The sequence below is a fragment of the Providencia sp. PROV261 genome, assembly GCF_028477945.1.
GTDB lineage: Bacteria > Pseudomonadota > Gammaproteobacteria > Enterobacterales > Enterobacteriaceae > Providencia > Providencia stuartii.
The window spans coordinates 14,573-39,379 of record NZ_JAMPMC010000030.1 but is presented as its reverse complement, the minus strand read 5'-3'; the positions used below and the strand labels follow the sequence as shown (position 1 = coordinate 39,379).

Annotated in this window: 16 protein-coding genes and 1 riboswitch; of the genes, 4 read left to right on the top strand and 12 right to left on the bottom strand. The window is 42.3% G+C overall.

The window, feature by feature from the left end:
- Positions 1–9 precede the first annotated feature (9 nt).
- The 12 genes from recD to rppH form a co-directional block, all read right to left on the bottom strand.
- Positions 10–1,866 (bottom strand): exodeoxyribonuclease V subunit alpha, encoded by a 1,857-nt coding sequence (gene recD / locus PR675_RS15735; RefSeq protein ID WP_171831082.1) that lies wholly within the window; start codon positions 1,864–1,866, stop codon positions 10–12.
- Entirely contained in the window at positions 1,866–5,474 is a 3,609-nt protein-coding gene (gene recB / locus PR675_RS15730; protein WP_239686468.1) for an exodeoxyribonuclease V subunit beta, read from the bottom strand. Before recB ends, recD begins: the two co-directional genes overlap by 1 nt.
- Positions 5,475–5,479: 5 nt before the next feature.
- Positions 5,480–8,377, bottom strand: a complete 2,898-nt coding sequence (gene ptrA, locus PR675_RS15725) for a pitrilysin (RefSeq protein WP_036943241.1) — start codon at positions 8,375–8,377, stop codon at positions 5,480–5,482.
- 18 nt (positions 8,378–8,395) lie between these two features.
- Entirely contained in the window at positions 8,396–11,770 is a 3,375-nt protein-coding gene (gene recC / locus PR675_RS15720) for an exodeoxyribonuclease V subunit gamma (RefSeq protein ID WP_060561234.1), read from the bottom strand.
- Positions 11,748–12,125, bottom strand: a complete 378-nt coding sequence (locus tag PR675_RS15715; RefSeq protein WP_004924951.1) for a prepilin-type N-terminal cleavage/methylation domain-containing protein — start codon at positions 12,123–12,125, stop codon at positions 11,748–11,750. The genes recC and PR675_RS15715 overlap by 23 nt, the downstream gene beginning before the upstream one ends.
- Positions 12,122–12,565, bottom strand: a complete 444-nt coding sequence (locus PR675_RS15710; protein WP_060561235.1) for a YgdB family protein — start codon at positions 12,563–12,565, stop codon at positions 12,122–12,124. Before PR675_RS15710 ends, PR675_RS15715 begins: the two co-directional genes overlap by 4 nt.
- Entirely contained in the window at positions 12,562–13,149 is a 588-nt protein-coding gene (locus tag PR675_RS15705; protein ID WP_004924958.1) for a prepilin peptidase-dependent protein, read from the bottom strand. Before PR675_RS15705 ends, PR675_RS15710 begins: the two co-directional genes overlap by 4 nt.
- Positions 13,150–13,158: 9 nt before the next feature.
- Positions 13,159–13,644: a prepilin-type N-terminal cleavage/methylation domain-containing protein gene (locus PR675_RS15700; protein ID WP_004924961.1), complete on the bottom strand. Its 486-nt coding sequence runs from the start codon at positions 13,642–13,644 to the stop codon at positions 13,159–13,161.
- 269 nt (positions 13,645–13,913) lie between these two features.
- Complete coding sequence (locus PR675_RS15695) at positions 13,914–14,765, bottom strand: thymidylate synthase (RefSeq protein ID WP_004924967.1); 852 nt, start codon at positions 14,763–14,765, stop codon at positions 13,914–13,916.
- 183 nt (positions 14,766–14,948) lie between these two features.
- On the bottom strand, positions 14,949–15,851 hold the full coding sequence (lgt, locus tag PR675_RS15690; protein ID WP_004924969.1) for a prolipoprotein diacylglyceryl transferase: 903 nt from the start codon (positions 15,849–15,851) through the stop codon (positions 14,949–14,951).
- Positions 15,852–15,926: 75 nt separating this feature from the next.
- Entirely contained in the window at positions 15,927–18,173 is a 2,247-nt protein-coding gene (gene ptsP / locus PR675_RS15685) for a phosphoenolpyruvate--protein phosphotransferase (RefSeq protein WP_060561236.1), read from the bottom strand.
- Between the two features lie 4 nt (positions 18,174–18,177).
- On the bottom strand, positions 18,178–18,711 hold the full coding sequence (gene rppH, locus PR675_RS15680; RefSeq protein ID WP_004924973.1) for an RNA pyrophosphohydrolase: 534 nt from the start codon (positions 18,709–18,711) through the stop codon (positions 18,178–18,180).
- Positions 18,712–18,824: 113 nt separating this feature from the next.
- A riboswitch (TPP riboswitch) is annotated at positions 18,825–18,923 on the top strand.
- Between the two features lie 59 nt (positions 18,924–18,982).
- Here rppH and thiB point away from each other — a divergent pair.
- Genes thiB through PR675_RS15660 form a run of 4 tightly spaced genes read left to right on the top strand, consistent with a single transcriptional unit; the run spans position 18,983 to position 24,672 of the window.
- Positions 18,983–19,987, top strand: coding sequence for a thiamine ABC transporter substrate binding subunit (gene thiB / locus PR675_RS15675; protein ID WP_060561237.1), 1,005 nt, complete (start codon positions 18,983–18,985; stop codon positions 19,985–19,987).
- Positions 19,963–21,576 carry a thiamine/thiamine pyrophosphate ABC transporter permease ThiP gene (gene thiP / locus PR675_RS15670; RefSeq protein ID WP_060561238.1) on the top strand — a complete coding sequence of 538 codons (1,614 nt, stop codon included), beginning with the start codon at positions 19,963–19,965 and terminating at the stop codon, positions 21,574–21,576. The genes thiB and thiP overlap by 25 nt, the downstream gene beginning before the upstream one ends.
- A complete protein-coding gene (gene thiQ, locus PR675_RS15665; protein WP_004924979.1) occupies positions 21,560–22,267 on the top strand; it encodes a thiamine ABC transporter ATP-binding protein ThiQ in 708 nt (235 codons plus the stop codon). Before thiP ends, thiQ begins: the two co-directional genes overlap by 17 nt.
- A 53-nt stretch (positions 22,268–22,320) precedes the next feature.
- The gene (locus tag PR675_RS15660) at positions 22,321–24,672 is read left to right on the top strand and encodes a DNA polymerase II (protein ID WP_004924981.1); all 2,352 of its coding nucleotides are present in this window, start codon (positions 22,321–22,323) and stop codon (positions 24,670–24,672) included.
- Positions 24,673–24,807 lie beyond the last annotated feature (135 nt).

Genomic DNA, 24,807 nt, shown 5'->3' with positions numbered 1-24,807 from the left:
CTACTACGTTTATTTTACATTCATGAGCTGTATTGCTAAGCCACTACGTCGTTTCGTCGGTGTCTCAATGGCACGGCGTAAAATCTTAATCGTGCAATACAAAGAAAGTTCTTTTTTGGCGCGAGTTATTGCAGTATACACAAGCTCTCGAGTGACGACTGGTGAATATACCTTCGGTAGTACTAAGGCGGTATGAGCAAACTCTGAACCTTGTGATTTATGTACAGTCATTGCATATGCTGTTTCATGTAAAGGCAACCGATTAGGTTGGATCCCCTTAATTGAGCCATCGGGATACTGAAAATAAGCTCTAAGAGCCCCTTCTTCATCAGGCAGGATTATCCCTATATCGCCATTAAATAGCCCTAATGGACTATCATTTCGGCTGATCATAATTGGCCTACCTGCATAATGTTTATTTATTTGGTTCAATGGCCGATGAATAAGCCCCTGCCGATGAAGCAGTTTTTCTAATTTTTCGTTTATCCCTGTTACACCATAGGGGCCATCTCTCAAAGCTGTCAACAAACGAAATTGATTAAATTTAAATAAAATCTCAGCCGGATCCTGTCTAGCTTTTACTGATAGAAGATAATCTCGATAGAAATTAGATGCCGCTATCAACATCTGTGCATAATCATCCTCACTTTCTTGTAAATAAGTATGCACGTCATTTAATGTGCTGTTTAATAACTTTTCAGCACGCTTGGTATCTCCATCATTAACCGCAAAAGCAAGCTGCCCGATACCCGAAGAAGCCGAAAAACGGTAACTTTTACGCAGTAGGCAGAGGCTATCTCTGATCAAAGGGCCTGTATTTGATGTAAAGTGATCGAGTGCGTATCCTGTCAGTTGAGCCAATTCTTGGGCACGTTGAGGGCTATATCCTTGATCCGCAAATTGGCAAATATCTCCAAGTACAGCCCCCGCTTCGACGGATGCTAATTGATCTTTATCCCCTAAAAAGATCAATTTGGCATTTACTGGCAAGGCTTCGATTAATTTACCCATCATGGGTAAATCCACCATGGAAGCCTCGTCAACAATCAAAATATCCAGTGTTAATAAATTATCGCGGTGATAGCGGAATTGCTGGCTTTCAGGTTGTGCCCCTAATAGCCTATGCAGTGTTTTTGCCTGATTAGGCAACATATGTCGCTCTTCATCGGTCAATGACAAGCCATCGAGTGCTGCCCCCAACGACTCTGTTAAACGTGCCGCAGCTTTACCTGTCGGCGCTGCTAATTCAATTTGAATACGTTGTTTATTCTCTACAGCCAATTTAACCAATGCCGCTAAAATTCGAGCAACTGTGGTTGTTTTCCCCGTGCCAGGCCCCCCTGAAATCACGGAAACTCGGCTAGTGACAGCCACTGCGGCAGCTATTTTTTGCCAGTCAATTTCATCACTTTGCGGGAAAAGAGCGTCTAATATTCCTTTAATGCGCAGAGCATCATATTGAGGTAGTCCGGTGTGTGAAAAGTAGTCTGAAACACTTTGCTCATATTGCCATAGCCGCTGAAAATATAAAAACTCCCCCGATAACACCAAGGGGGATAATTCACTTTCCCCCGCTAAGCAGACAAAAGGGGCATTTTTAACTAGGTGATAAATGGTTTCTGGATCAGGTGTACCTATTGCGTGCCAAAATTCGTCTGCAAGTTCAGGATGGCGCCCTGCAAACAGTTTTTCCTGACTGAAATCAGATAATGACAAGCAGACATGCCCCGCCATCGTCTCAGCACTCAATAATGCGGTAAGCAGTAATAATGTTGGGTTTTGCTCTTGTGTAATGTTATAAGCAAACTGGATATCAAGGGGAGTGAATAATCGCGCTTCGAGCGCTTTATTAAACAGCGCTTTCATCATGGCTCACTTCCCTCTTGTGCGTTACGAAATAGTCGGTCCAGTTCGTCGATAAATGCCTTTTCTGGCCGATAATAAAAAATACCATTTTTTGACTCTACCCGATCAATGCCACGAAGAAAGAGGTAATAGACGCCACCAAAATGAACATCATACTGATAGTTAGGTAACCGCTGTTTAAGGTAACGATGCAGCGCTAATGAATATAATTGATATTGAAGATCATAACGGTGGTCAATCATCGCTTCAGCCATCGCAGATTGCGTATAGCTAGCCGCATCATCACCGAGGTAATTTGATTTATAATCAAGGAGATAAAATTTCCCCTTCCATAAAAACGTTAAATCGATAAACCCTTTTAAAATACCTTGTACTTTTTCAAAATTAAGCGGAGGGCAAGCCGCAGATAGCGGATCATATCGATGAGTAATGCGATCAACATCTTCAGCTTGAAGCAAGTTATCAATAGGAAGATAAAACTGTAGTTCATCTAACATATCTTGAGGCGCTAATGCAGACAAGCATAAACCATCATCTGCCAGTGGCGCATCCACAATAGCCGCCAGCCATGCCTGTAACATGTCAGCCCATTTGGTATCAAACCCTGCTCCTTGCAATTTCTCAACTAACCATTCAAGGGGGATCTCTTGTGAAAAGTCCATTTCTTCCATAAGTTCATGAAGAAAAGTTCCCGGTGCAGTTCCGCGGGGAAACAGATGTGGTGTCAACGTAAATTCATCGATTTCTGGTAAAGTGGCATCTAAGCTAGCTTCCACATCTATTTTAGGTGCCAGTGAGGTCGCAAGCTGCTCAGCACTTATCGCTTGCTCATTACCACTGCCACTATGACCACTGCTATAGCTCAACCCTGAATAACTGGTTACTCTCCAATGGTAGTCAAAGAAGCGAGTAATATCCCTAGCTGACAATGACTCATTATCATCTTGATCAAAAGACATTGAGATAGATTCTGTATACTCAATGCGCTCCACACTAATCGCTGTACCGGCAAGCTCTGCTAATCCTTTATTGAGTAAGCTAAAATCCCCTGCTTCTCCCTTTTGAATTAAATACCCCAAAGCAGATAAGTGTAGGTCGGTTTCACCACTTTTCTTGCGGTTACCTTTAATTATTGGCGCAATACCAACACTACAATGATAGATTGCACGTGTTAAGGCAACATAGAGTAGCCGTAAGTCTTCCGCCAAACGCTCTTCATCCGCAAGCGCAACGTTCTCTTCACTATCATCTAAGTCTAAATGAGTGCCGTAATTCTCCCTGTCATGGTACAGCGCCTTTGATTGTGGTAAAAAATTACTCGCAAATGGCAGCCAAACAATCTTGTATTCAAGGCCTTTTGATTTGTGGATGGTACTGATTTGAACTAGGTGTTTATCACTTTCTAAACGCATTTGCTGTGCGTTCGATTGATGATCAGGATGAGCAATTTGCTGTGTTAACCAACGCACTAATGTGTGCTCTCCTTCTAATTGAAGAGACATCTCTTGAAGCAGTTCACCAATATGCATCAAATCCATTAAACGACGTTCACCTTCCACGGCAGAAAGCAATGATTCTGCAATATGGCGCTCCGCCATCAGAACCCGAAGCATCGGCAGAACCCCGCGCTTACGCCAAATTAGCGCGTATTGAGAAAACTCATCCACCAGCGCTTCCCATGCCTTTTCATCGTAATTTAGCGCATCAATCTCTTTGGCGTTTAGCCCTAAAGTTCCCGTTGCTAGTGCACTACGTAAAATACGCTCTTTTTCTGGCGACAGTACCGCTTGTAAAATCCATAAAAGGTCACGCGCTTCTTGGGTCGCAAAAACACTTTCTCTATTCGATAGGAAGACAGATGGGATACCCAACTGATTGAGTGCATCACGGATCAGTGTTGCTTCACGTCGGCTTCTCACCAAGACTGTAATATCAGCCGCAGAAACCGGATGTTGTTTTCCATCACTATGCTGAAATAAGCTTGTTCCCTCAGCTCCCCCTTGTAACCATTGACTGATCTGTGCGGCGCATTGTGATGCCATTGTTTGCTCATAATCAGCAATAGAAACCGCTTCTGCATCAATTTGCCAAAATGTTAGCGCTTTTACTGCTTGACCATGATGCTTTAATATCTTGCCCGCATTTTTGGCTGCAAAGTTGACAGGGTTAAATGGGATCTGCTCAAAAATAAAAGGTTTTTCGCAATGGCTAAAAATACGGTTAACAGCTTCAACCATTTGCTCGGAGGAGCGATGGTTAGTTTCTAGTGTATAGTGAGCACTAACCTGCTTTTTCGCTGCAATGTAAGTAAAAATATCAGCGCCGCGAAACGCATAAATAGCTTGTTTAGGGTCACCAATAAATAACAATGCACTATTTTCAACCTCATGATAAATCCGCTGAAAAATACGATATTGTTGAGGGTCGGTATCCTGAAACTCATCAATCATCGCAACAGGGAAACGCTGGCTAATGGCTTTAGCTAAGTAATCTCCGCCCTGCTTTTTTAATGCGTTATCTAAGCGAGTGAGCAAATCATCAAACCCCATTTCGCCTCTACTGTGTTTTTCTCGGGCAATGTTTTGCCTAACTTCTGTTATGGCAACGGGAATAATCAGATCTTTAATGGTTAGGGATTGCGAAAGAAGTTCATCAATGAGCGCGAATACCTCGTGCTCAGGGCCTGAGCCACTTTTCGATTTATCATGTAAGGCAGCTTGCGAAAACCGAATAATTTCTTTTGGCAGTTGGTAATCTTGTGTTTCTTCCTCTGCCCAGCGTGCCATTTTATCTAACCAGCTCGGTAAAAAGCGCGAGCTATAACTACGTTTATCAACATCTGAGCTAACAATCCGTTTTTCAATCTCAGAGCACCCTACTAGCCATAAAGACTTCACTTGAGTAATGAGTTCGATTAAACGCTGGTGACGCTCTTCAAAGGTTTCTTTATTTGGCGTTTCATTAACTATGTATGGCATATCACCTTGTAAAAAAGGCTTAATATCCGCCAGTAATGCTTCCGGACTATTCCATTGTGACAAAACAACTTTTGCCATTGAATAATCGAGTGGATAGAAATGACGCCGCCAAAAATCAGCACAAGCTTGCTTTTGAATCGGAAGTTCATCTTGGATCATCGTCTGTTCAAATAAAACGCCTGATTCAAAAGCATTGTGAACTAACATTCTCTGACAAAAGCCATGAATGGTATAAATCGCAGCTTCATCCATTTGACGCTCAGCGGTAAGTAACCAATTTATGGCAAACTCACGTTGCTCTGGTGTTGGAATTTGCGAGAGTAGCTCTAAATATTCCGGCTCTTTTTCGAAACCGACCCCATCACGGATACAAGCAAGGCGCATTTTATGAATTCGCTCACGTATACGCCCTCGTAATTCATTAGTTGCGGCTTCTGTAAATGTCACTACGAGAATTTCTTCAACTGTAAGAGGTCGGGGGAAAGCATTCTCCCCCCCTAACCCTAATAGTAAACGCAGATAGAGTATCCCTATCGTATAGGTTTTGCCTGTACCCGCAGAGGCTTCAATTAACCGTTGGCCTTGTAATGGTAACGAAAAAGCATCTAACAATTGGGAACTTATCTGCATTTTACTCACTTCGCATCTTCCTTAACTGGCAAGATTTTTTGAAATTCTGACGCATTCGGATAGAACACCCAGCCTTTTAGTGGTGCATATCCTGTTTTTTCATTGACATCTTGACCAATAACTTGAGATGCCAACGCTAACCCTTGACGTTTCATCACCGCTTTTTGGTAGTACTCAATCACTTGCTGCTGAGTCACTTTCTCAAATAACGCGAGTACTTTCTCTCGGGTATCGAACGTAAAAATATTGCGGTTAAAGTCTGAAGAATAACGTCCAACCTCTTCATAGAAAGTTTGTGGAGGTTGTTTCATTTCAGTAATAATCGATTGTTTATACTGTTCAAACTCTTGGGCTGGTAGTTTGTTCAGCTTATCGAGCGCAACTTGATAAAACTCTTGGTAACGAGAGTTCAAGTAGTCCGGTGTTTTTGCGTTACTTTGCAATAAGAAACCAATTCCCCACTGGTCACCTAACCCAACTTTGAAAGCAAAAACCGCATACCCAAGTTGCTCATTTGTTCTTAGTTGATCGTAAAACCAAGGCTGAATGATATTAGACAGAAGGCCAGACAATACCGCCCCTTCAATACGGCTGTAACCTTCAGGGATAAATATCTCTGCCAAAGCGTTATCTGTACTTTGAGCTTGGTGATGGAAATCCGCTAAATATGGTTTATCAACAACGACGATATCACCACGCCACCAATTTGTTCCTTTGCTCTTAAGTAACTTTTGGGCATCTTGGATCACTTTCACGCTTTGTTTATCGGTTAAATTACCAATAACCATCGCCTGTAGCGCTGCACTATCCACAACTTTGCTACGATAATCTGTAATATCTTTTAGCGAAATGCTATCAAGCACTGATAACCGTTCTTCTTGCTCAAAATAAGGTACGGTATCGATACGACGCAGTGGTTGCATCGCTAATTCATAAGCTTTGGCATTATTAGCAACTTTAATTTGCTCCTGATACCAAGATTTCGCCTGAGCCAGTTCCCTTTCGGTAGGTTCAAAGCTGACATAAAGCTTGGTCATTGATAAAAACAACTCAGGTAAATGCTGTGTATAACCACTCGCATTAAACTGTAAGCCAAGTCCTTGGGAAACAGAAACAGACATCCCAGCAACGGATGCTTGGTATTGCAATTCATCCATTTTTAAAGAAGCGATATATTGCAGTAACGCGCCTGTCACTTGCGATTTAGCATCCTGCATCCCCTCTTTCGTTCTAAGAGATAAATTAATTGTTGCCTTCGGTTCGTCCGCGAAATATTGGCTAGGCATATAGAGCACTCGAGTGTTATCTGTTTGATAGATAAGCTCTGGGTGCTTATATGTCTTATCAACCTTAATTAATGACAAGTTATCAGGAATGTATGGGTTTAATTCAGGCAATCTAAATTTCATTTTAGATTCCAATTTATCCCATTGTGCTAACTGCTTTTCTGTAATTTTATCAACCTGATAAGGTGCATTCACAAAGTAAGCTTTTTTGTTATGAGGCTCATCCGGGCTAATAAACCAAATCCTCGCATCTTTTGCCGTTAATTCAGATAGACGAGCCTTAATGGCAGCAGGATCATACTTGTCAGCAATATAATCTGAGTCCAGTACATGCTTCACTGGTACATTGATCATTTGGTCTGATAACCACTCAATGTAATTCATATCTCTGACAATGGAGCCATAACGAAAAGAGAGATTCAGTACATTGGCAATTTCTTCAAAATAATTTTTATTAATACCGTCTTTTTTCAGTAAATCGATATAAGAGAAAACAGCCGCAATAATCTGATCGCGCTCTGCTAACCCTTTATCGGTTAACGTAATATAAATTGAGAAAACACCATCATTGCGATCTGCATTTGGTGTTGATGACGCACTGATCCCTTCGGCAAGCCCTTGAGATATTAACCAATCAGCAAGCGTACCTGGGCTGCGATTCCCAATTAGGTAACCAATATACTCATCACTTTTACTACGAAAGTCAGCCATATTGTTTTTTATGCTAAACTCAAGCTGAATTGCTTTTTGTGGCTGAGCGGGAACATAGTGAATGATGATCCCCTTTTCGTTATCTGTAACGGCTGGCACATCTGTCGATGGTGCAGTGACTTGACGATCTGGGATGCGTCCAAAGGTTTCTGCTGCTATTTTTGCCAATGACTCTATAGACTGGTCGCCATAAAGCACACCATTCATCAAATTTGCAGAGTAGTATTGCTTATAAAAACCCACCAGCTCTGCTTGTAATTTACTGTTCGGTTTATCTTGTAGCGTCTCTAAGTTCCCACCGGAAAAACGTGAGTTCGGATGCTGAGGATTTAACGTTTCCGAACGAACCTGCCATAACCGCATGCCATCACGGGAGCGCGCCATCGTCAGTTCAGCATTGACCGCATTACGCTCTCTGTCTGCATTAGTTGGGTCGAGCAATGGATCTGCCAATGCATCAGCCAATCGATCGGTTGCTTGTTGAAGTGCACTATTTTCAACTTCCAAATAATAAGCAGTACGATGAGCGGCAGTACTTGCATTATGACTACCACCGTGTTTTTGCAAAAACTCAGACAAACTGCTTGGTTCTGGATATTTTTTAGATCCCATCAACACCATGTGTTCTAAATAGTGCGCTAACCCCAATTGACTATCTGGATTTTCTAGACTTCCAACAGGAATGGATACCGCCGCTAATGACTTTGTCGCTTTAGGATCGGACACCAATAGAACAACCATGCCATTATTTAACTTGATGGCTTGATAAGTTCTTGGGTCATTTTCACTCTTATTGATAGTCTCAGGTAAAACTTGCCAAAGGGGTTGTGCGGCTACCGCTCCCCCCCAAGCCACTAAGGCCAACAACAAGAAAAATTGAGCGATACTTTTGGATAAACGTAGCATCCTTTAATGCTCCCCTTTTTATTTTAAATGTTCTGCCATTGGCAGAAGGTAACGCTGAGTATTTTCCAACAGCGCCTGAATTAAGTTCTGATCGATGTTTCTACAAACTCGTAAAACATAATCGTCTTCCATTTCACCTCTTTTCATTGAAGAACCTTGAAGACTTTGCATTAATGCGGACAGTGCTTTTTGCTGAATCTCCTCAGAAACAAAGTCATACTGTTTGCTCTTTTTATCAAAGCAAGCGGACAACCAGTTCCAACCGCTTTGATTTAACAATAATAGTGGTGAATTTAGCCCATCACAGTAACCTGTGATTAATTGCTCTAAGTATTTTTTCGCATCGTCTTGTTTTACACTAGAAAAGTGCCAAATGCTATTCTCTCTACCAAGCGCGATACTCTCACCTTCAGCGATAGCAAAATTAAATAATAAGTGTTCAACCCACAGCTGAACGCCATCATTTGCGGTTAAATAGGCAGGCCGATAGCGCAACACCCCTTTTTCATGAATATTCTTTAATACCCCATTAATTTTGATGCCATTAATTTGAATATCAATAACGTGATCAAATAGTTGTGCATTCTGCTCTTTAATCTTCTCCGCAAGTGGCGCAATATCCTTAACTTGCTGCTCCCAAAAAAGCTGACCAAATTGTTTTGCGGGTAACTGCCCCGCCGCCCTTAATGCCTGATATAAAGGTGCCGGATTCTCATCTTTAATGAGTAAGGCTAAAAGTCGCTCATTCACTTTATAGCGCTGTAACCTATCCAGAATAAAAGGTTCATCTTCTGGTAGCTCTGTTTCTTCAATCGTAAAATGAATTTTTAAGCGCTGCTGGAAAAAAGCCCTAATTGGGTGCCGATAGAAGCGTAACAGTTGTTCAATCGAAATATCGGTCACTGGCTCTCGTTCATCCAAGATAGAGATAAATGATTTGTTCCCTTGAAAAGTTGTTTTGGCCGCTGGTAACCACTCACTCGCAAAGCTTTGATAGGGTGAATTAGCTATAAAGTTTTCTTTCGCAAATGGCACTCTATTGTGTTGGAACACCAAATGCTCTTTTAATTTTATCGCGCTGTCATCAATATTAAGGGCTTCATCGCCTTCCAGACAGAAACTCTGGCAAATATAATCTAACAACTCGGTAACCAATACCGATGGGTTACACACCTGATTATCCTGGATAGATAAGCCGATATAACTGATATAGAGCTGTTGTGCAGCTGAATTCAATGCTTCCAAAAACAGATAACGGTCATCATCCCTACGCTTCCTATCCCCTCTAGCTGGTTTTTCTGCCATTAAATCGAACCCTAATGGCGGAATTGTTCGAGGATAGATACCATCATTCATGCCTAGCAAGCAGACCACCTTAAAGGGCACTGAACGCATAGGCATTAGTGTACAAAAATTGATAGCTCCCGCTAAAAAGCGTTGGCTGATCTTCTCTTCATCGAAACAGACTGCCAATTCATCCCGAATTAAGCGTAAAGGCACCTGTTCATCATAGCCAGAGCCCTGCGCATTTTGGATAATTTTATGCCACTGCTCTGTAACAAGAGTAAGTACTAACTCAGCATCTCCGTCAACGTGAAAGAAGCTGTCAATTAGCTGCTGGCAAACCTCTTTCCACTCATCAAGAGTTCTTTCAACGTCTAGTAAGGTTCGCCATTCTTTTAGTGTATTCACTAATAAAGCGAGTTTACCTGCTAATTGAGCAGCTAAACCACTACTTTCATCATACGGTAAAACATCATGCCAAGGGCCATATCGACTGTCCATCGCATAACCTAACAGCATGCGACTTAAACCAAACTCCCAGGTATTTTGCCCTATCACTGGAAGCGATAAAGCGCGAACGTTATCATCATCCAATCCCCAGCGGATACCTGATTCATTAACCCACCTGCGTAACAAGCCTAATTCCCTTTCATCAATATCAAAGCGTGCAGCAAAAGCAGAGACCTCAAGTAATGTGAGTACTTGCTCCGTTGAAAAACGGCTTTGAGGCAGGTCGAGTAACAGTATAAATGCCTGTAAGATTGGGTGTGCTTGTAAGGCTTTTCTATCTGAAATAGAAAACGGGATATATCGCTTAGACGCGGTATTACCAAAGACGGCTTGGATAAATGGAGTATAACTATCAATATCCGAAACCATCACAATGATATCCCTCGGGGTCAATGAGGGGTCTTGTTCAAACAGCGCCAATAATTTGTCTTGTAAAACTTCCACTTCCCTTTGAGCACTGTGGCAAGAATGAAATGTGACGGATTGATCAGATAAGGTTAATACCCGCTTATTTTGACTTGTATTGTAATCCGTTAATGTGGTTCCTAGCTGAGCATGGTTTTCGAGATCTAAAATGTCTTGCTGCAAATGCTCTAGTAAACAACTACGATCGGTATCCACAAATGCTGAAATTTCATTTGCACCATCGATTTGTGAAATAAAATAGAGGTTATCTCTCCCCAATTTTCCCCATGATGCCAGCAGTGGGTTCGCTAACTCTTGCTCTCCCTCTGCATTAAATAACCCTTGAGCATGCTCATCTATTTTAAAACGTGATATTTCATGCTTATCAATATAATGATGCAGTTTTCTTTTTTGAAGTTTTGCGAGAAAAGCGTGGCTATGGATATCCCCCCAATAGTAGCGGCAAGGGTTAGTAAACATTAAATGGATATCTGTGTGTTCTGCAATGGCATTCAATGCTTGCAGGTAAACAGGTGGTAATGAAGAGATACCGCAAATAAAAATGCGTTTTGGTAGAGCATCTCGTACGCCCTGAGTGGTGGACAATTTATCGATAAAGCTCTGATAAAGATTCGCTCGGTGCCATGGGGATTGCCCAAGTGAGTCAGTATAAGCAACTAACCGCAGCCATAACCGTTTCTGCCATAGCTGATTGGTTCCTAAACCATCAATAAGCTCATTTTGTTGCCATTTTTCAATCCACTGAGGCCGATATACTAAATATTGGTCAAATAGATCCGCGACACGCCCAGCAAGTTGATGTAGCTTACGTTTATCTAAGTCATTATGAAGGTAATGGCGTAGTGGCTCAAATTCATCTTCATCGATCACTTCAGGTAAGATTTTCATCAACTTCCATGTCATCGCCTGCTTAGTGTAAGCGCTCTCTTTTGGTATATCCGGTAATACCCGTCGAAACATATCCCAAATAAAGGTTGCCGGTAATGGATAATAAATATTCGCTGCTATTCCGAAGCGTTTTGCTAATTCTATCTGTAACCATTGAGACATACCGGGGCTTTGTACCAAGATTATCTCTTGTTCGAACGGGTGAGAAAGAGGCTCATTCTCCATTAAGTGAGCTATCAGTTCCTTTAACAGCTCTAACTGATTAGAATGATAAACCTGAAACATTGTTATCTCCTGTTCTACAAAACCAGCGGTTTAGAGAAAGTGCTTGCCTAGTCGTTGATAGGGTTACTTTGATATCACGACAACCATCTAATACGGTGAATGTCTGTGAGCTTAGCTGCCAATCGGGGTACATACCCCCTGAATTTTCAGGGATGGGCACCACACCCACCGTTGTGCGTTCCAAATTGCTCTGTAACTCTCTTAATGCTATTGAATTATGAAATATCCAATTGAAATTCAAGGTAATATATTGGCTGTAGTTTAACAGAGCAATTAACAAAATAGCAAAAACAACGAGGGCGATCATTGATTCTATTAATGCGAAACCTTCCTGTTGACTGGTGGGCGACCTCATGAACAAAATCCTTTTTGATTAACAGGGCAATAATCCAACCAACCTTTTATACGTGGCCTGACTTTTTGGGTTTTAGAGATAGGCGCGACCCAACGATAAACCGTCACATAGTGCCGCCCTTTATATAGACCTTTGCCCGATAAAACAAACTGCCCACTCTTATAATGTTTAATACAGCTCACCCACGTTTGAGTTGGTGGTCGTTGGCATTGCCAATTTGCCCCTCTGTACGTCGTTAACCGCCAAGATTGCTTTAACCCCCACGCTAGCGCTGATTCTGCTTGGTTAAAAGCTTCGATATAGTTTTTTTCACGAAAAAACTCATCACGGGCATTATCTTGATAAAAATGTAAGGTTTTTAATAATAATAACCCCATAGTCATCAATACAATGACCATGACTAACGCAATGTTTCCTCTTTGCTCCCTAACTCGCCTCATCGTAAGTTTCTCAGCAAAACAGCGGTACGATAATGCAGCACTTTGTGAGGCAAATGAGGGCTTTCAATATCAAGGCTCATTTCAAGTATTGATTGTGATTGATCCCAAGTAAATCTCATTGAATTCACTTTAATCATTAAGGGGTCAAACAAGGATAACCACCGATTGCCATCACAATCCATCACATTACGGTTTGACTCTAATTTTCTATCATTGAGCCGGTAACCAAAAAAATCAGACTCCTTATTTCTGCCTCTGACAGGTCTCCATGTACCTGATAAATTTTGATCGTAAGCGAAAATAATGCAGGAATTAGGGTGACGACCTAAAAATTTAGCACCGATCTTGATAGGCTCTCCTTGGCAAGAGAAACTACTACAATAGCCAATACGCCTAAAATCCTTTTCCATATTAATAAGCACCTGCCTAACCTCCCTATCTACCTGATACTGAATATAAGATTGGTGAGTCTGTTTAAACAAATTCGGGAGAACAGCAATGGCAGCAAGACAAACTAAGCTACTGATAGCCATTGCTATCAATGTTTCAACTAAGGAAAAACCGTGTTGTTCATTGATTTTCATAAGAGAAACTCAACAACGCGGAATTCCAGTCAGTTTATCATTGCTACACACCCTGATCCGCCCCATCGCTGACATGAATACCGTGATCTGCCCAAAATCATTTTTCAATTCAAGACGAAAAGAGTGGCTAGTCCCTTGCTTCCCATAAAAATCAACAGATAAACGAGAAGCCGTTTTAATTTCAATGCCTTCAAATTGGGTCGATGCTAATGCTGCAATGGATTTTCTAGCTCCGGCCTCTTTGATGCTTAACGTCCATTCTCCTTGAGAGAGTGCTATCGATAAAATGCGATGTCGATTTAAATAAACACTCTCCATCAAATGACGGTAAATAAATACGGTAACCTGCCGTGCAGCATCAATTAAGCGTAACTTTTGCTGTTGTTGCTGCCAGTTATATAACGCGGGTAACAAAGCTAAAGAACAAATAAATAACACCACTAAAAGCTCAATGAGCGTGAAGCCTTTCTCTCCTTTCACTATTCGAATTTCCATATATCGCCGCCATTATCTTCGCAAAATGTGCACTTAATATTGTCGACGATGGCAAATAAAAACAGCGTGATTAGTTCACTCTACATAGCCTTTCGCAAACTATTATGAAATTCATAATAGCTGTTTCGTTATTTTAGGAAGCGCTTCGCAAAAAATGATGAGGGCGAAAAAAAGAGGTAACAAACTGAATTTGGAAAAGGTAAAAAAAAACCAAGGCGCGGTTCAAAATGACCATACGCCTTGGTTTATCAACGTATCTCTAGGTTGCGTTATACCGTAAATGGATACTTGATAGCTTCGTGGCACTGATACCCCTCTAGGGTGAAGTCATCAGTGCTAACCCAAGTTTCAATATCTTCCAACGTTTTAATTTGAGGGTTTATCGATAATGAAGGCAAAGGGAAAGGTTCACGCTTCAACTGTACATCACGCATCAATGGCAATTGGTTTTCATAAATATGCGCATTCACAATTTTATGGTACGCCTTACCTGCTTTATGACCCGTAATTCGTGCCATTAATGCCAATAATACAAAGCACTGCACTTGGTTAAAGTTTAAACCTAGTGGTACATCACAACTACGTTGATAAGAGGTCAAATGGAGGGTATCACCTAATAATGAAAATGTATGGGTGTGCATGCAAGGACGCAGACACCCCATTTCAAATTCACCGGGGTTATAAAAAGTAATGATTTCAGCGCGGTCATCAATACCATTTTTTAGGTTATTAACTACCTTTTTAAGCTGATCAAGGTGTGAACCATCAGGACGTTGCCAAGAGCGACCTTGGACACCGTATACACGTCCCATATCATCTTCACCTTTTCGATGGGGGTTATTTAGCCATGCTTGGTTTTCATTGGCATTAGCATTCCATGTATTACAGCCAATTTCACGAAACTGAGCTGCGCTATCATAGCCACGTAGGTAGCCTAATAGCTCGGCAATAGCTGCCTTATAAAAGCTTTTTCGGGTCGTGATTAATGGAAACTGGTTATTCGCAACATCATATTCCAGATCAGCATTAATCACAGTTAAACAACGTACCCCTGTACGTTTATTTTCAACCCACTGGCCTTCATCAATGATGCGCTGACATAACTCAAGATACTGCTTCATAATCACTCTCTTACTCAATAGGCTACAAAATTGCCGATAACTGTAACCTTATAATATTAATAGATTTTAACTAACGCGAAGTACCGCTTGGCGGCAAATAAATCAACCATTCAGGTTGTGGCTAAATGTGAGGAAACTTAGCCGACAACCTAACTACTTGGAGTATGACAACCCTATATTGATTTATTTACTTGGCTGCTGCTCTTTATTATCAGGCTTATGTGCGGGAACATTTTTACCATACTTATATGCCCAAATGATCATCAACACACCAATAATAATCATCGGTATTGATAAAATTTGGCCCATACTGATCCCACTGAATAAGCCTAGCTGAGCATCAGGCTGCCTAAAGAACTCAACGATAATGCGGAATGCACCATAACCAATTAAGAATAAACCTGAAACACTGCCCATTGGGCGAGGTTTACGGACAAATAAGTTAAGGATAAGGAATAACACAACGCCTTCTAAAAACATCTCATAAAGTTGAGATGGGTGGCGAGGAAGCACGCCATACTGCTCTAGAATAGGGATTAATGAAGGGTCTTGTGCCGCAAGTTGAATATCTTCACTACGGGAATTAGGGAATAAAAATGCCCATGGGGTATCAAGTGTTACACGCCCCCACAACTCACCATTAATAAAGTTACCTATCCGCCCCATGCCAAGACCAAATGGGATCAGTGGAGCGACAAAATCTGAAACTTGCAAAAAACGACGGCGTGTACGATGCGCAAACCACATCATTGCACAAATAACACCAATTAAACCGCCATGGAACGACATACCGCCATCCCAAACCTTAAATAAATAAAGGGGGTCATCTAAAAATACAGGAAGGTTGTAGAAGAAAACATAGCCGAGTCTTCCACCGACAAAGACACCTACAAAGCCAATATAGAGTAAGTTCTCAACCTCATTTTTTGTCCAACCGCTATTTGGTTTGCTTGCACGGCGACTAGCAAGCCACAATGCGAAAACAAACCCTACAAGATACATAAAACCATACCAGTGTAGTGATACTGGCCCAATTGAGAACATTACGGGATCAATTTCCGGAAATGCTAAGTAGCTGTTACTCATCGTTCCCCACTTTATTTGTTAATCTAAAATCATAGCGCATCATAGCATAGCTCATACGCAGGTGAATAAGGCAGATTAGATCCCGCCTCGAGCAAAGCCACCAAGCCCATTTTTCTCCATAAATAGACTTATTATTTGCCTAATACTGTCGCTTGTTTCCGCAGTTAAAAGCTCAGGCACTAGCTGCTCAACTTTTTCAGGCTGTAGCCCTCGAATAAGATACTTCACTCTTGGTACGCTTCTTCCACTCATACTTAAGGAACGATAGCCTAATGCAATTAACGCCATCACCCCAAGGGGTTGCCCCGCCATTTCACCGCAAACACTGACTGATATCCCAACCCGTTGACACTCTTCATGAACTTTTGCTAAAAAACGGATCATTGAAGGATGGAGGTTGTCATAAATGGTGGCAACATGCGTATTGTTGCGGTCAACTGCAAGTAAATATTGCGTCAGATCATTCGTTCCAATTGAGATAAAATCTATCCGTTTTTTTAACTCAGGAAGAAGAAACAGTAAAGACGGAACTTCAAGCATTACCCCAATTTCCGGCATAGGAACGGTTTGCCCCGTTGCTAAACTTACTTCTTCTTTTGCCCGCTTAATCAATGTGAGCGCTTCATCCACCTCATTGATACTCGTGATCATCGGCAGTAATATGCGCAAGTTTTGTGTTGCAACATTTGCATGTAGCATAGCTCTAAGCTGGATTAAGAAAATTTCTGGCTGATCTAGCATCACGCGAATGCCTCGCCAACCTAAGCATGGGTTTTCTTCATTTATTGGCATATAAGGTAATTGCTTATCTGCACCAATGTCTAATGTCCTCAATACCACAGGCTTATCGGCAAATAACTGCAAAATCTCTTGGTATAACTGCTTCTGCTCATCCTCTGACGGGAAGCCATTATGGAGCATAAAAGGGAGTTCTGTGCGGTATAACCCAACACCATCAACAGCGACATTGATCTGCTGTTCATAACGGGGGCTTAAACCTGCATTCAGATGGATATGTACGCGCTCGCCATTTTTTAACTCTGATTCCTGCTCAAGTGCACCTTCAGCGAGCCGACTCAGTACATCTTCCTCTGCAATAATTTGTTTATATTCCTGAGCAACAATATTTTCAGGCTCTATGAAAATTTCACCACGATAACCATCAAGGATCAAAAAGCGGTTGTGAAGCAATGAAGGGTCAATATCCGCCCCCATTATCGCGGGGATCCCCATTGCCCGTATCAAAATAGCCGAATGAGAGTGTGTCGCGCCATCTCGCACGATAACACCTGCAAGTTGCTCTAATGGCATTTCAGCTAACAAACTCGCGCTCAATTCGTCCGCCACTAAAATAAAACGTTCAGGCCACTGATCCATTGAAGTCAAGCTGTCATCCAGATGGAATAGCAAACGCTGTCCTAACGCGCGTAGATCGGCTCCTCTTTCGCGAAGGTAGAGATCACGTAAGCGTGAAAACTGCTCAACATAGTCTTCAATAACGATTTTAACCGCCCACTCCGCCATTGAGCCTTGTTCGATTGCGGAAAATAAGCGTTTTTTTAGTTGAGGGTCATGGAGTAGATGATTGTAGAGGTCGAAAATCGCAGCACTCTCTTTTTGGGAGTTTGCAATAAAACGTTTGCTGATACGGCGGCATTCTGAGGCGGCATTTTCTATCGCAGTTATTAAACGCTGTTTTTCCGCATTTTGGTCTAAGGCACACGCCTCACAAATACTGTCGAATGACGGTTGTGAGCTATCTTGCCAGCCATATGCCATGACAATTCCCTGAGAAACTGAAATGGCTTTAATACGGCTTTGCCTATATTGACCAAACACCCCTTTGGTTTGCGCTTGCGACAATATTACGGCTAATTGCATGGATAGCGTCACCATAAAAGATTCTTCGGTTTCGCTAAAGAAACGTCGCTCACGTTGTTGAACGACTAACACCCCAAGTAATTGGCGACGATATACGATAGGGACACCTAAAAAGGCTTTCAATCGCTCTTCTTTTAATTGGGGAAGGTATTTAAATTCGGGATGTTCACGGATATCGGCAAGATTCAACATCTCAGACTGGCGTCCAACCGCACCAACGACTCCCTCATCAAAACCAAGGCGAATAGCAACACCGCTAGGCTTTTTTAACCCGCGGGTTGCCATTAGGTAATAGCATTGACGTGAGTGGTCTGCCAAATAAATTGAACAAACGTCAGTCTGCATGGCATGACAAGTTTCATTGACCAAAACTTCTAGCGCTCCGGTTAAACTTGTCGCCATGGCAACTTTTTCAACAATCTCACGTAGACGCGTCAACATGATATTATCTCGCTCCACGCCTACGGTGAGTAAATGCAGGTCTTTGTACTGGCTTTTGTTCCTGTAATGACATGACAACAGGTGCAAATTCTTTCATAACACGGCGATACACTTCCCGTTTGAAAGAGACCACTTGCCTCACAGGATACCAATAACTGACCCATCGCCAGCCATCAAATTCTGGCGATTTACTGCGCTGAACGTTTATATCTGCTTCATTGCATTGAAGTTGTAGTAAAAACCAACGCTGTTTCTGCCCGATACAAACAGGTTTTGTGTCCCAACGCACCAAACGCTTGGGTAATTTGTAACGCAACCAATTGCGAGTTGAAGCTAACAACCTAACATCTTTACGTTGTAGGCCAACCTCTTCGAACAATTCACGGTACATAGCCTGTTCTGGCGATTCCCCTGGGTTGATTCCTCCCTGAGGAAATTGCCATGAATGTTGACCATAGCGGCGGGCCCATAAAACCTGCCCTTGCCGATTACAAATTACAATTCCTACATTCGGGCGGTAGCCATCATCATCGATCACCAGACTACCTCAATAACCAAATTTGAAAGATAACTAATTGTTTCACACATACCCTAACTGGTAAACCTATATCAATAGAGTTTGCAGATATGAGTAAAGACACTACAATAGCGTCTATCTCAACGGGGTGCCAAACATTATTTAGGCTGAGAATTAACCCGTAGAACCTGATCCGGGCAATGCCGGCGTAGGGATTTGAGCTACCATCAACATAATTTGTTATGGTGCCCTCTCAAATCCTGTGTGCTTTCTCTCTAACGCAGGAAAAAACATGTTTAAAAAATCGCTCATTCAGTCACTCTTTGCACTTACTGCTCTCGGTATTACCCATATAGCATGGGCAGAAAAGCCGACTTTAACCGTTTACACCTATGACTCATTTGCTGCCGAATGGGGACCTGGGCCACAAATTAAAAAAAATTTCGAAAAACAATGTCATTGTGAACTTAAGCTCGTTTCGTTAGGAGATGGTGTCGCTCTTCTCAATCGTTTACGTATGGAAGGGAAAAAAAGTAAAGCGGACATCGTGTTAGGGCTAGATAATAACTTGATAGATTCTGCCGAGAACACAGGGTTATTTGCGCCAGCAGAGATCAATACTGATGCAATGAAATTACCTATTGAGTGGAATAATTCAACTTTTATCCCATATGACTATGGTTATTTTGCGTTTATCTATGACACAGATAAAATCAAAAACCCACCCAAAAGCATGAATGAGCTACTCAATAGTGAGCAGCCATGGAAAATTATTTACCAAGACCCTCGAACCAGCACACCCGGCTTAGGCTTAATGCTGTGGATTGAAAAACTCTATGGCGATAAATCTGCCGATGCGTGGCAAAAAATAGCGAATAAAACCCTAACAGTGACAAAAGGTTGGAGTGAGTCCTATGGCTTATTCCTCAAGGGCGAAGGTGACTTTGTACTTAGCTACACTTCATCGCCGGGTTATCAAATACTCAATGATAATAAAGATAATTATGCGGCTGCCTTATTTGATGAAGGGCACTATATGCAAGTGGAAGTTGCAGCAAGATTGAAAAATAGCTCGCAACCTGAGCTGGCAAAGCAGTTTTTACAATTTATGTTAACGCCTGAATTCCAAAATACACTCCCTACGACTAATTGGATGTATCCTGTCATTGATACACCACTCCCTGAAGTTTATAACGTCCTTCCTGTGCCTAAAAAATCACTGCAATTTAGTGCACAAGAAGTTGCCAAAGAACGTCAGTCATGGGTCCGTTTATGGCAATCCGCCGTCAGTCGTTAATTAATTTATCACTTATACCGGGGGCTTTGGCCTCTGGTTTATTAGTGTCTGTTGCACTATTGGCTTTTGGTGCACTGTGGCTTTTTTCGCCTGAAACTTCATGGAGTGAGATTTTTAGCGACCGCTACTTATGGCATGTGATCGGCTTTACTTTTTGGCAAGCCTTTTTATCAGCGCTGTTCTCTGTACTGCCTGCCATTCTCCTTGCCAGAGCGCTCTATCGACGCTGCTTCCCCGGTAGAACGCTATTTTTACGCCTCTGTGCAATGACGCTTGTTTTACCCGTCCTTGTCGCTGTTTTTGGTATTTTATCTGTTTATGGAAAAACAGGCTGGCTCTCATCACTCTTTCAGTTGGTCGGTATCGAATACCAATTCACCCCTTATGGCCTAAAGGGGATCTTACTTGCCCACATTTTCTTTAATATGCCACTTGCTACTCGTATGTTGCTGCAATCGCTCGAAAGTATATCAATAGAGCAGCGGCAAATTGCAGCACAACTCGGGCTTAATGAGTGGCAACAATTTCGTATTTTAGAGTGGCCATATTTGCGTAGACAGATGCTACCTACCGCAGCGTTAATTTTCATGCTCTGTTTTGCCAGCTTTGCAACGGTTCTTGCTCTTGGTGGTGGCCCCGCAGCAACGACGATTGAACTGGCTATTTATCAAGCTCTTAATTACGACTTTGATCCGGGGCGTGCTGCAATTTTGGCGCTCATCCAGTTATTTTTCTGTGTTGGATTAATGTTTCTCAGTCAGAAAATAAACAGTTTGTTTTCTATTGGTCATAGCCAACACAATCATTGGTATGATCCCGCAGACAATATTTTTCGCCGAGTACGAGATGCCCTTGTGATCACCGCCGCTATTTTGCTGCTGCTTCCGCCCCTGCTCGCAATTATTGCTGATGGGGTTAATGGCCGTTTGTTGGATGTTCTTAACCAATCCGCGCTTTGGCAAGCCGCTTCCACATCGCTATTTATCGCGTTATGTGCTGGCCTATTGTGTGTCTTGCTCACCATGATGCTGTTATGGAGTAGCCGCGAATTACGCTTACGCCATGCAATAAAATTAGGGCAAGCGATGGAATTAAGTGGGCTTGTGATTTTAGCCATGCCTGGCATCGTACTTGCGACTGGTTTTTTTATTCTCTTTAATGAAACGATTGGTATTCCTGAATCGCCCTATGCGTTAATCATATTGACTAATGCCCTACTTGCCATCCCTTATGCATTAAAAGTCTTAGAAAACCCAATGCGGGATCTGGCTGAACGCTACAACCCTCTTTGCCAATCACTAGCGATTGGTGGCTTCAATCGATTACGGATCATTGAATTAAAAGCGTTAAAAAAGCCCCTCGCTCAAGCTCTCGCTTTTGCTTGCGTTATTTCTATTGGTGACTTTGGGGTCGTGGCGTTATTCGGTAATGAAGATTTTCGTACTCTCCCTTATTACCTTTATCAGCAAATAGGGGCTTATCGAACAAATGACGGTGCCGTAACAGCGATGTTACTCCTTTTATTATGTTTTACTTTATTTAGCCTACTCGAACGTATATCAGGAAAAGATTATGATAAAGTTAAATAACATTGATTATCAATATGATAACCTGAATATGCAATTTGATTTCTCCATCAAAGTAGGCGAGCGCGTTGCTGTAATGGGGCCTAGCGGTGCGGGCAAAAGTACACTGCTTAGCCTTATTAGTGGCTTTCAATTTGCCAAAAGCGGCTCAATTCAGCTAGCAGGGGCTGATCATACCTTCACGCCTCCTGCCAAACGCCCAGTTTCGATGTTATTTCAGGAAAATAACCTATTTGCTCATTTAACGGTCAGACAAAACATTGGATTAGGGTTACATCCGGGGCTGAGGTTAAGCCGAGAACAAATACAACAGGTTGAATTAATTGCTACGCAAGTTAGCCTCGATGAGTTTCTTGATAGGTTACCCGCCCAATTATCAGGGGGGCAACGCCAGCGGGCCGCACTGGCTCGCTGTTTGATCCGCCAGCAGCCAATCCTCTTATTGGATGAACCTTTTTCAGCTCTCGATCCCGCCTTACGCAATGAGATGCTATTACTCCTTGATGAGATCTGCCAATCACGAGATATCACGCTGGTCATGGTATCGCATAATATTGAAGATGCACTACAAATCGCCCCAAGAACGCTAGTGATTCATGAAGGTGCTGTGGCGTATGACGGCTGTACCAAAACACTGTTATCAGGTAGTAATTCAGCCTCTGAATTATTAGGCATAACAAAAAATACTGTATAAAACCCCACCCATGTCGTATAGTAGGCTTGTTAATTATTGATGCGAGCCTCTCTATGCCTCAATTTATGTCTCCTGCTGAAAAAGGCTTTATTTTAAGTCGTCATTGGAAAGACACCCGCCATGGGGTTGAGGTTAGCTATTGGCTTATCACTGATAATGGCCCTCGTAAAGTGACGGTTCCTCTGCAACAAGCCATCGCTTTTGTTCCCCTTTCATCACTACCGGCGATCAAACCTCTGCTTGATGAACAAGCAAACTTATCCTATCGCCCCGTTGAGTTATCCGATTTTCGTCGTGAAAAAGTTGCGGCTATTTATTGTCAACAATATCGCCAATTACAAAATCTGGATAAACGCTGCCAAGAACTCGGTATTGAATTGCTTGAAACGGATATTCGCCCCTGCGAGCGCTATCTTATGGAGCGTTTTATCACTGCGCCTGTATGGTTTTCACAAAATCAACAAGGTGAATACCAACTCAAACCTTGTGATAGCTATCGTCCACTGATTAAAGCTGTATCGTTAGACATAGAAACCAGCCAATACGGTGAATTATATTCAATTGGGTTATCCGGCTGCGGTGATAATGTGGTTTTTATGTTAGGGCCAGAGCAAGGTTCTGCACTCAACAATACCCATCGGCTTGTTTATGTGAATAGCCGCCCACAATTGCTTGATAAACTGAATGAATGGCTACAACAGTATGACCCTGATGCCATTATTGGCTGGAATCTCATCCAATTCGATTTAAATGTACTCCAAAAGCACGCCGAACGTTATGGCATCCCACTCCAGCTTGGTCGCCAAGGGAAAAAGCTGGAGTGGCGTGAACATGGCTTCAAACAAGGTGTATTTTTCGCTTCGGCAGAAGGTCGTTTAATTATTGATGGCATAGATGCGCTCAAAGCAGCGACATGGAACTTTCCCTCATTCAGTCTTGAGTTTGTTGCGCAAGATTTACTGGGTGAAGGGAAAGCCATTGACAGCCCTTATGACCGTATGGATGAGATCAATCGCCGCTTTCATCATGATAAGCCCGCGTTGGCTCACTACAATATTCAAGACTGCCTATTAGTCCATCGTATTTTTGAAAAAACCGATTTAATGGCTTTCTTGCAAGAACGCTCGACTGTCACTGGGCTGGCGGTAGATCGTATGGGTGGCTCCGTGGCGGCATTTTCACATTTATACATTCCCCGCCTGCATCGCTTAGGGTTTGTGGCACCAAACCTGACAGAGCAAAAGCTACAACATAATCCCGGGGGCTTTGTGATGGATTCACAGCCCGGTTTATATGACTCGGTATTAGTACTCGACTATAAAAGTTTGTACCCTTCGATTATTCGTACTTTTTTGATTGATCCTGCCGGTATGATTGAAGGGTTAGCTCACCCTGATCAGCAACATTCCGTTCGCGGTTTTCGTCAAGCTTGGTTTTCACGTAAAACACACTGTTTGCCTGATATTGTCAGCCATATATGGCAAGGCCGTGATAAAGCCAAACGAGAAGGTAATGCGCCATTATCTCAGGCACTTAAAATTATTATGAATGCCTTTGCTGGCGTCCTTGGTGCTGAAGGATGTCGTTTTTTTGATCCCCGTCTTACCGCATCCATTACCATGCGGGGTCATGAGATCATGAAAATAACCAAGCAATTAATCGAAGCCAAAGGCTATCAAGTAATTTATGGGGATACTGACTCCACTTTTGTCTGGTTGAAAGAAGCCCATACACAGGAGCAAGCACAAAGAATTGGCTTCGAGCTGCGTGATTACGTGAATAATTGGTGGAAACAGCATTTGCGGGATGAATGGCAGCTAGAAGGGGTGCTTGAGTTAGAGTACGAAACCCACTATCGACGTTTTTTAATGCCGACTATTAGAGGTTCCGAGTCAGGCAGTAAAAAGCGTTATGCTGGACTTAGTGGGGATAAAATGGTGTTTAGGGGATTAGAGACAATCCGCTCCGATTGGACCCCGCTAGCACAATTGTTTCAAAAAGAGCTGTATACACGTATTTTTCATCGGCAACCCTACCGCGAATTTATCCGTGACTATGTGCAAGCGATTCGTAATGGCGAATACGATGAACGCCTTGTTTACCGTAAGCGTCTACGCCGCAAATTATCTGATTATCAACGTAATGTGCCGCCTCATGTAAGAGCCGCTCGCAAAGCCGATGAATACAATTTACAACAACAGCGCCCACAACAGTATCAAAATGGGGGATGGATAAGCTATATCATCACTCTCGCGGGGCCTGAGCCTTTAGAAATTATCACGGCAAAGCCTGACTATGAGCACTATATTTTGAAGCAGATAAAGCCTATTGCCGACGCCATTTTACCTTTTTTACAAGATGATTTTGATACTATTTTAACGGGTCAGATAACTTTACTCTTTTAAGATTGGGGTTAATTTTTACTCAATTTTTTGCTAAAATGGGAAACCATCAACCAAACTTCTGGTTGAAAACCTTCATTGCTAGAATCAAAAGGGAAAATACCTGATAGCACAATAGTGAGAAACACTATTGCTTTG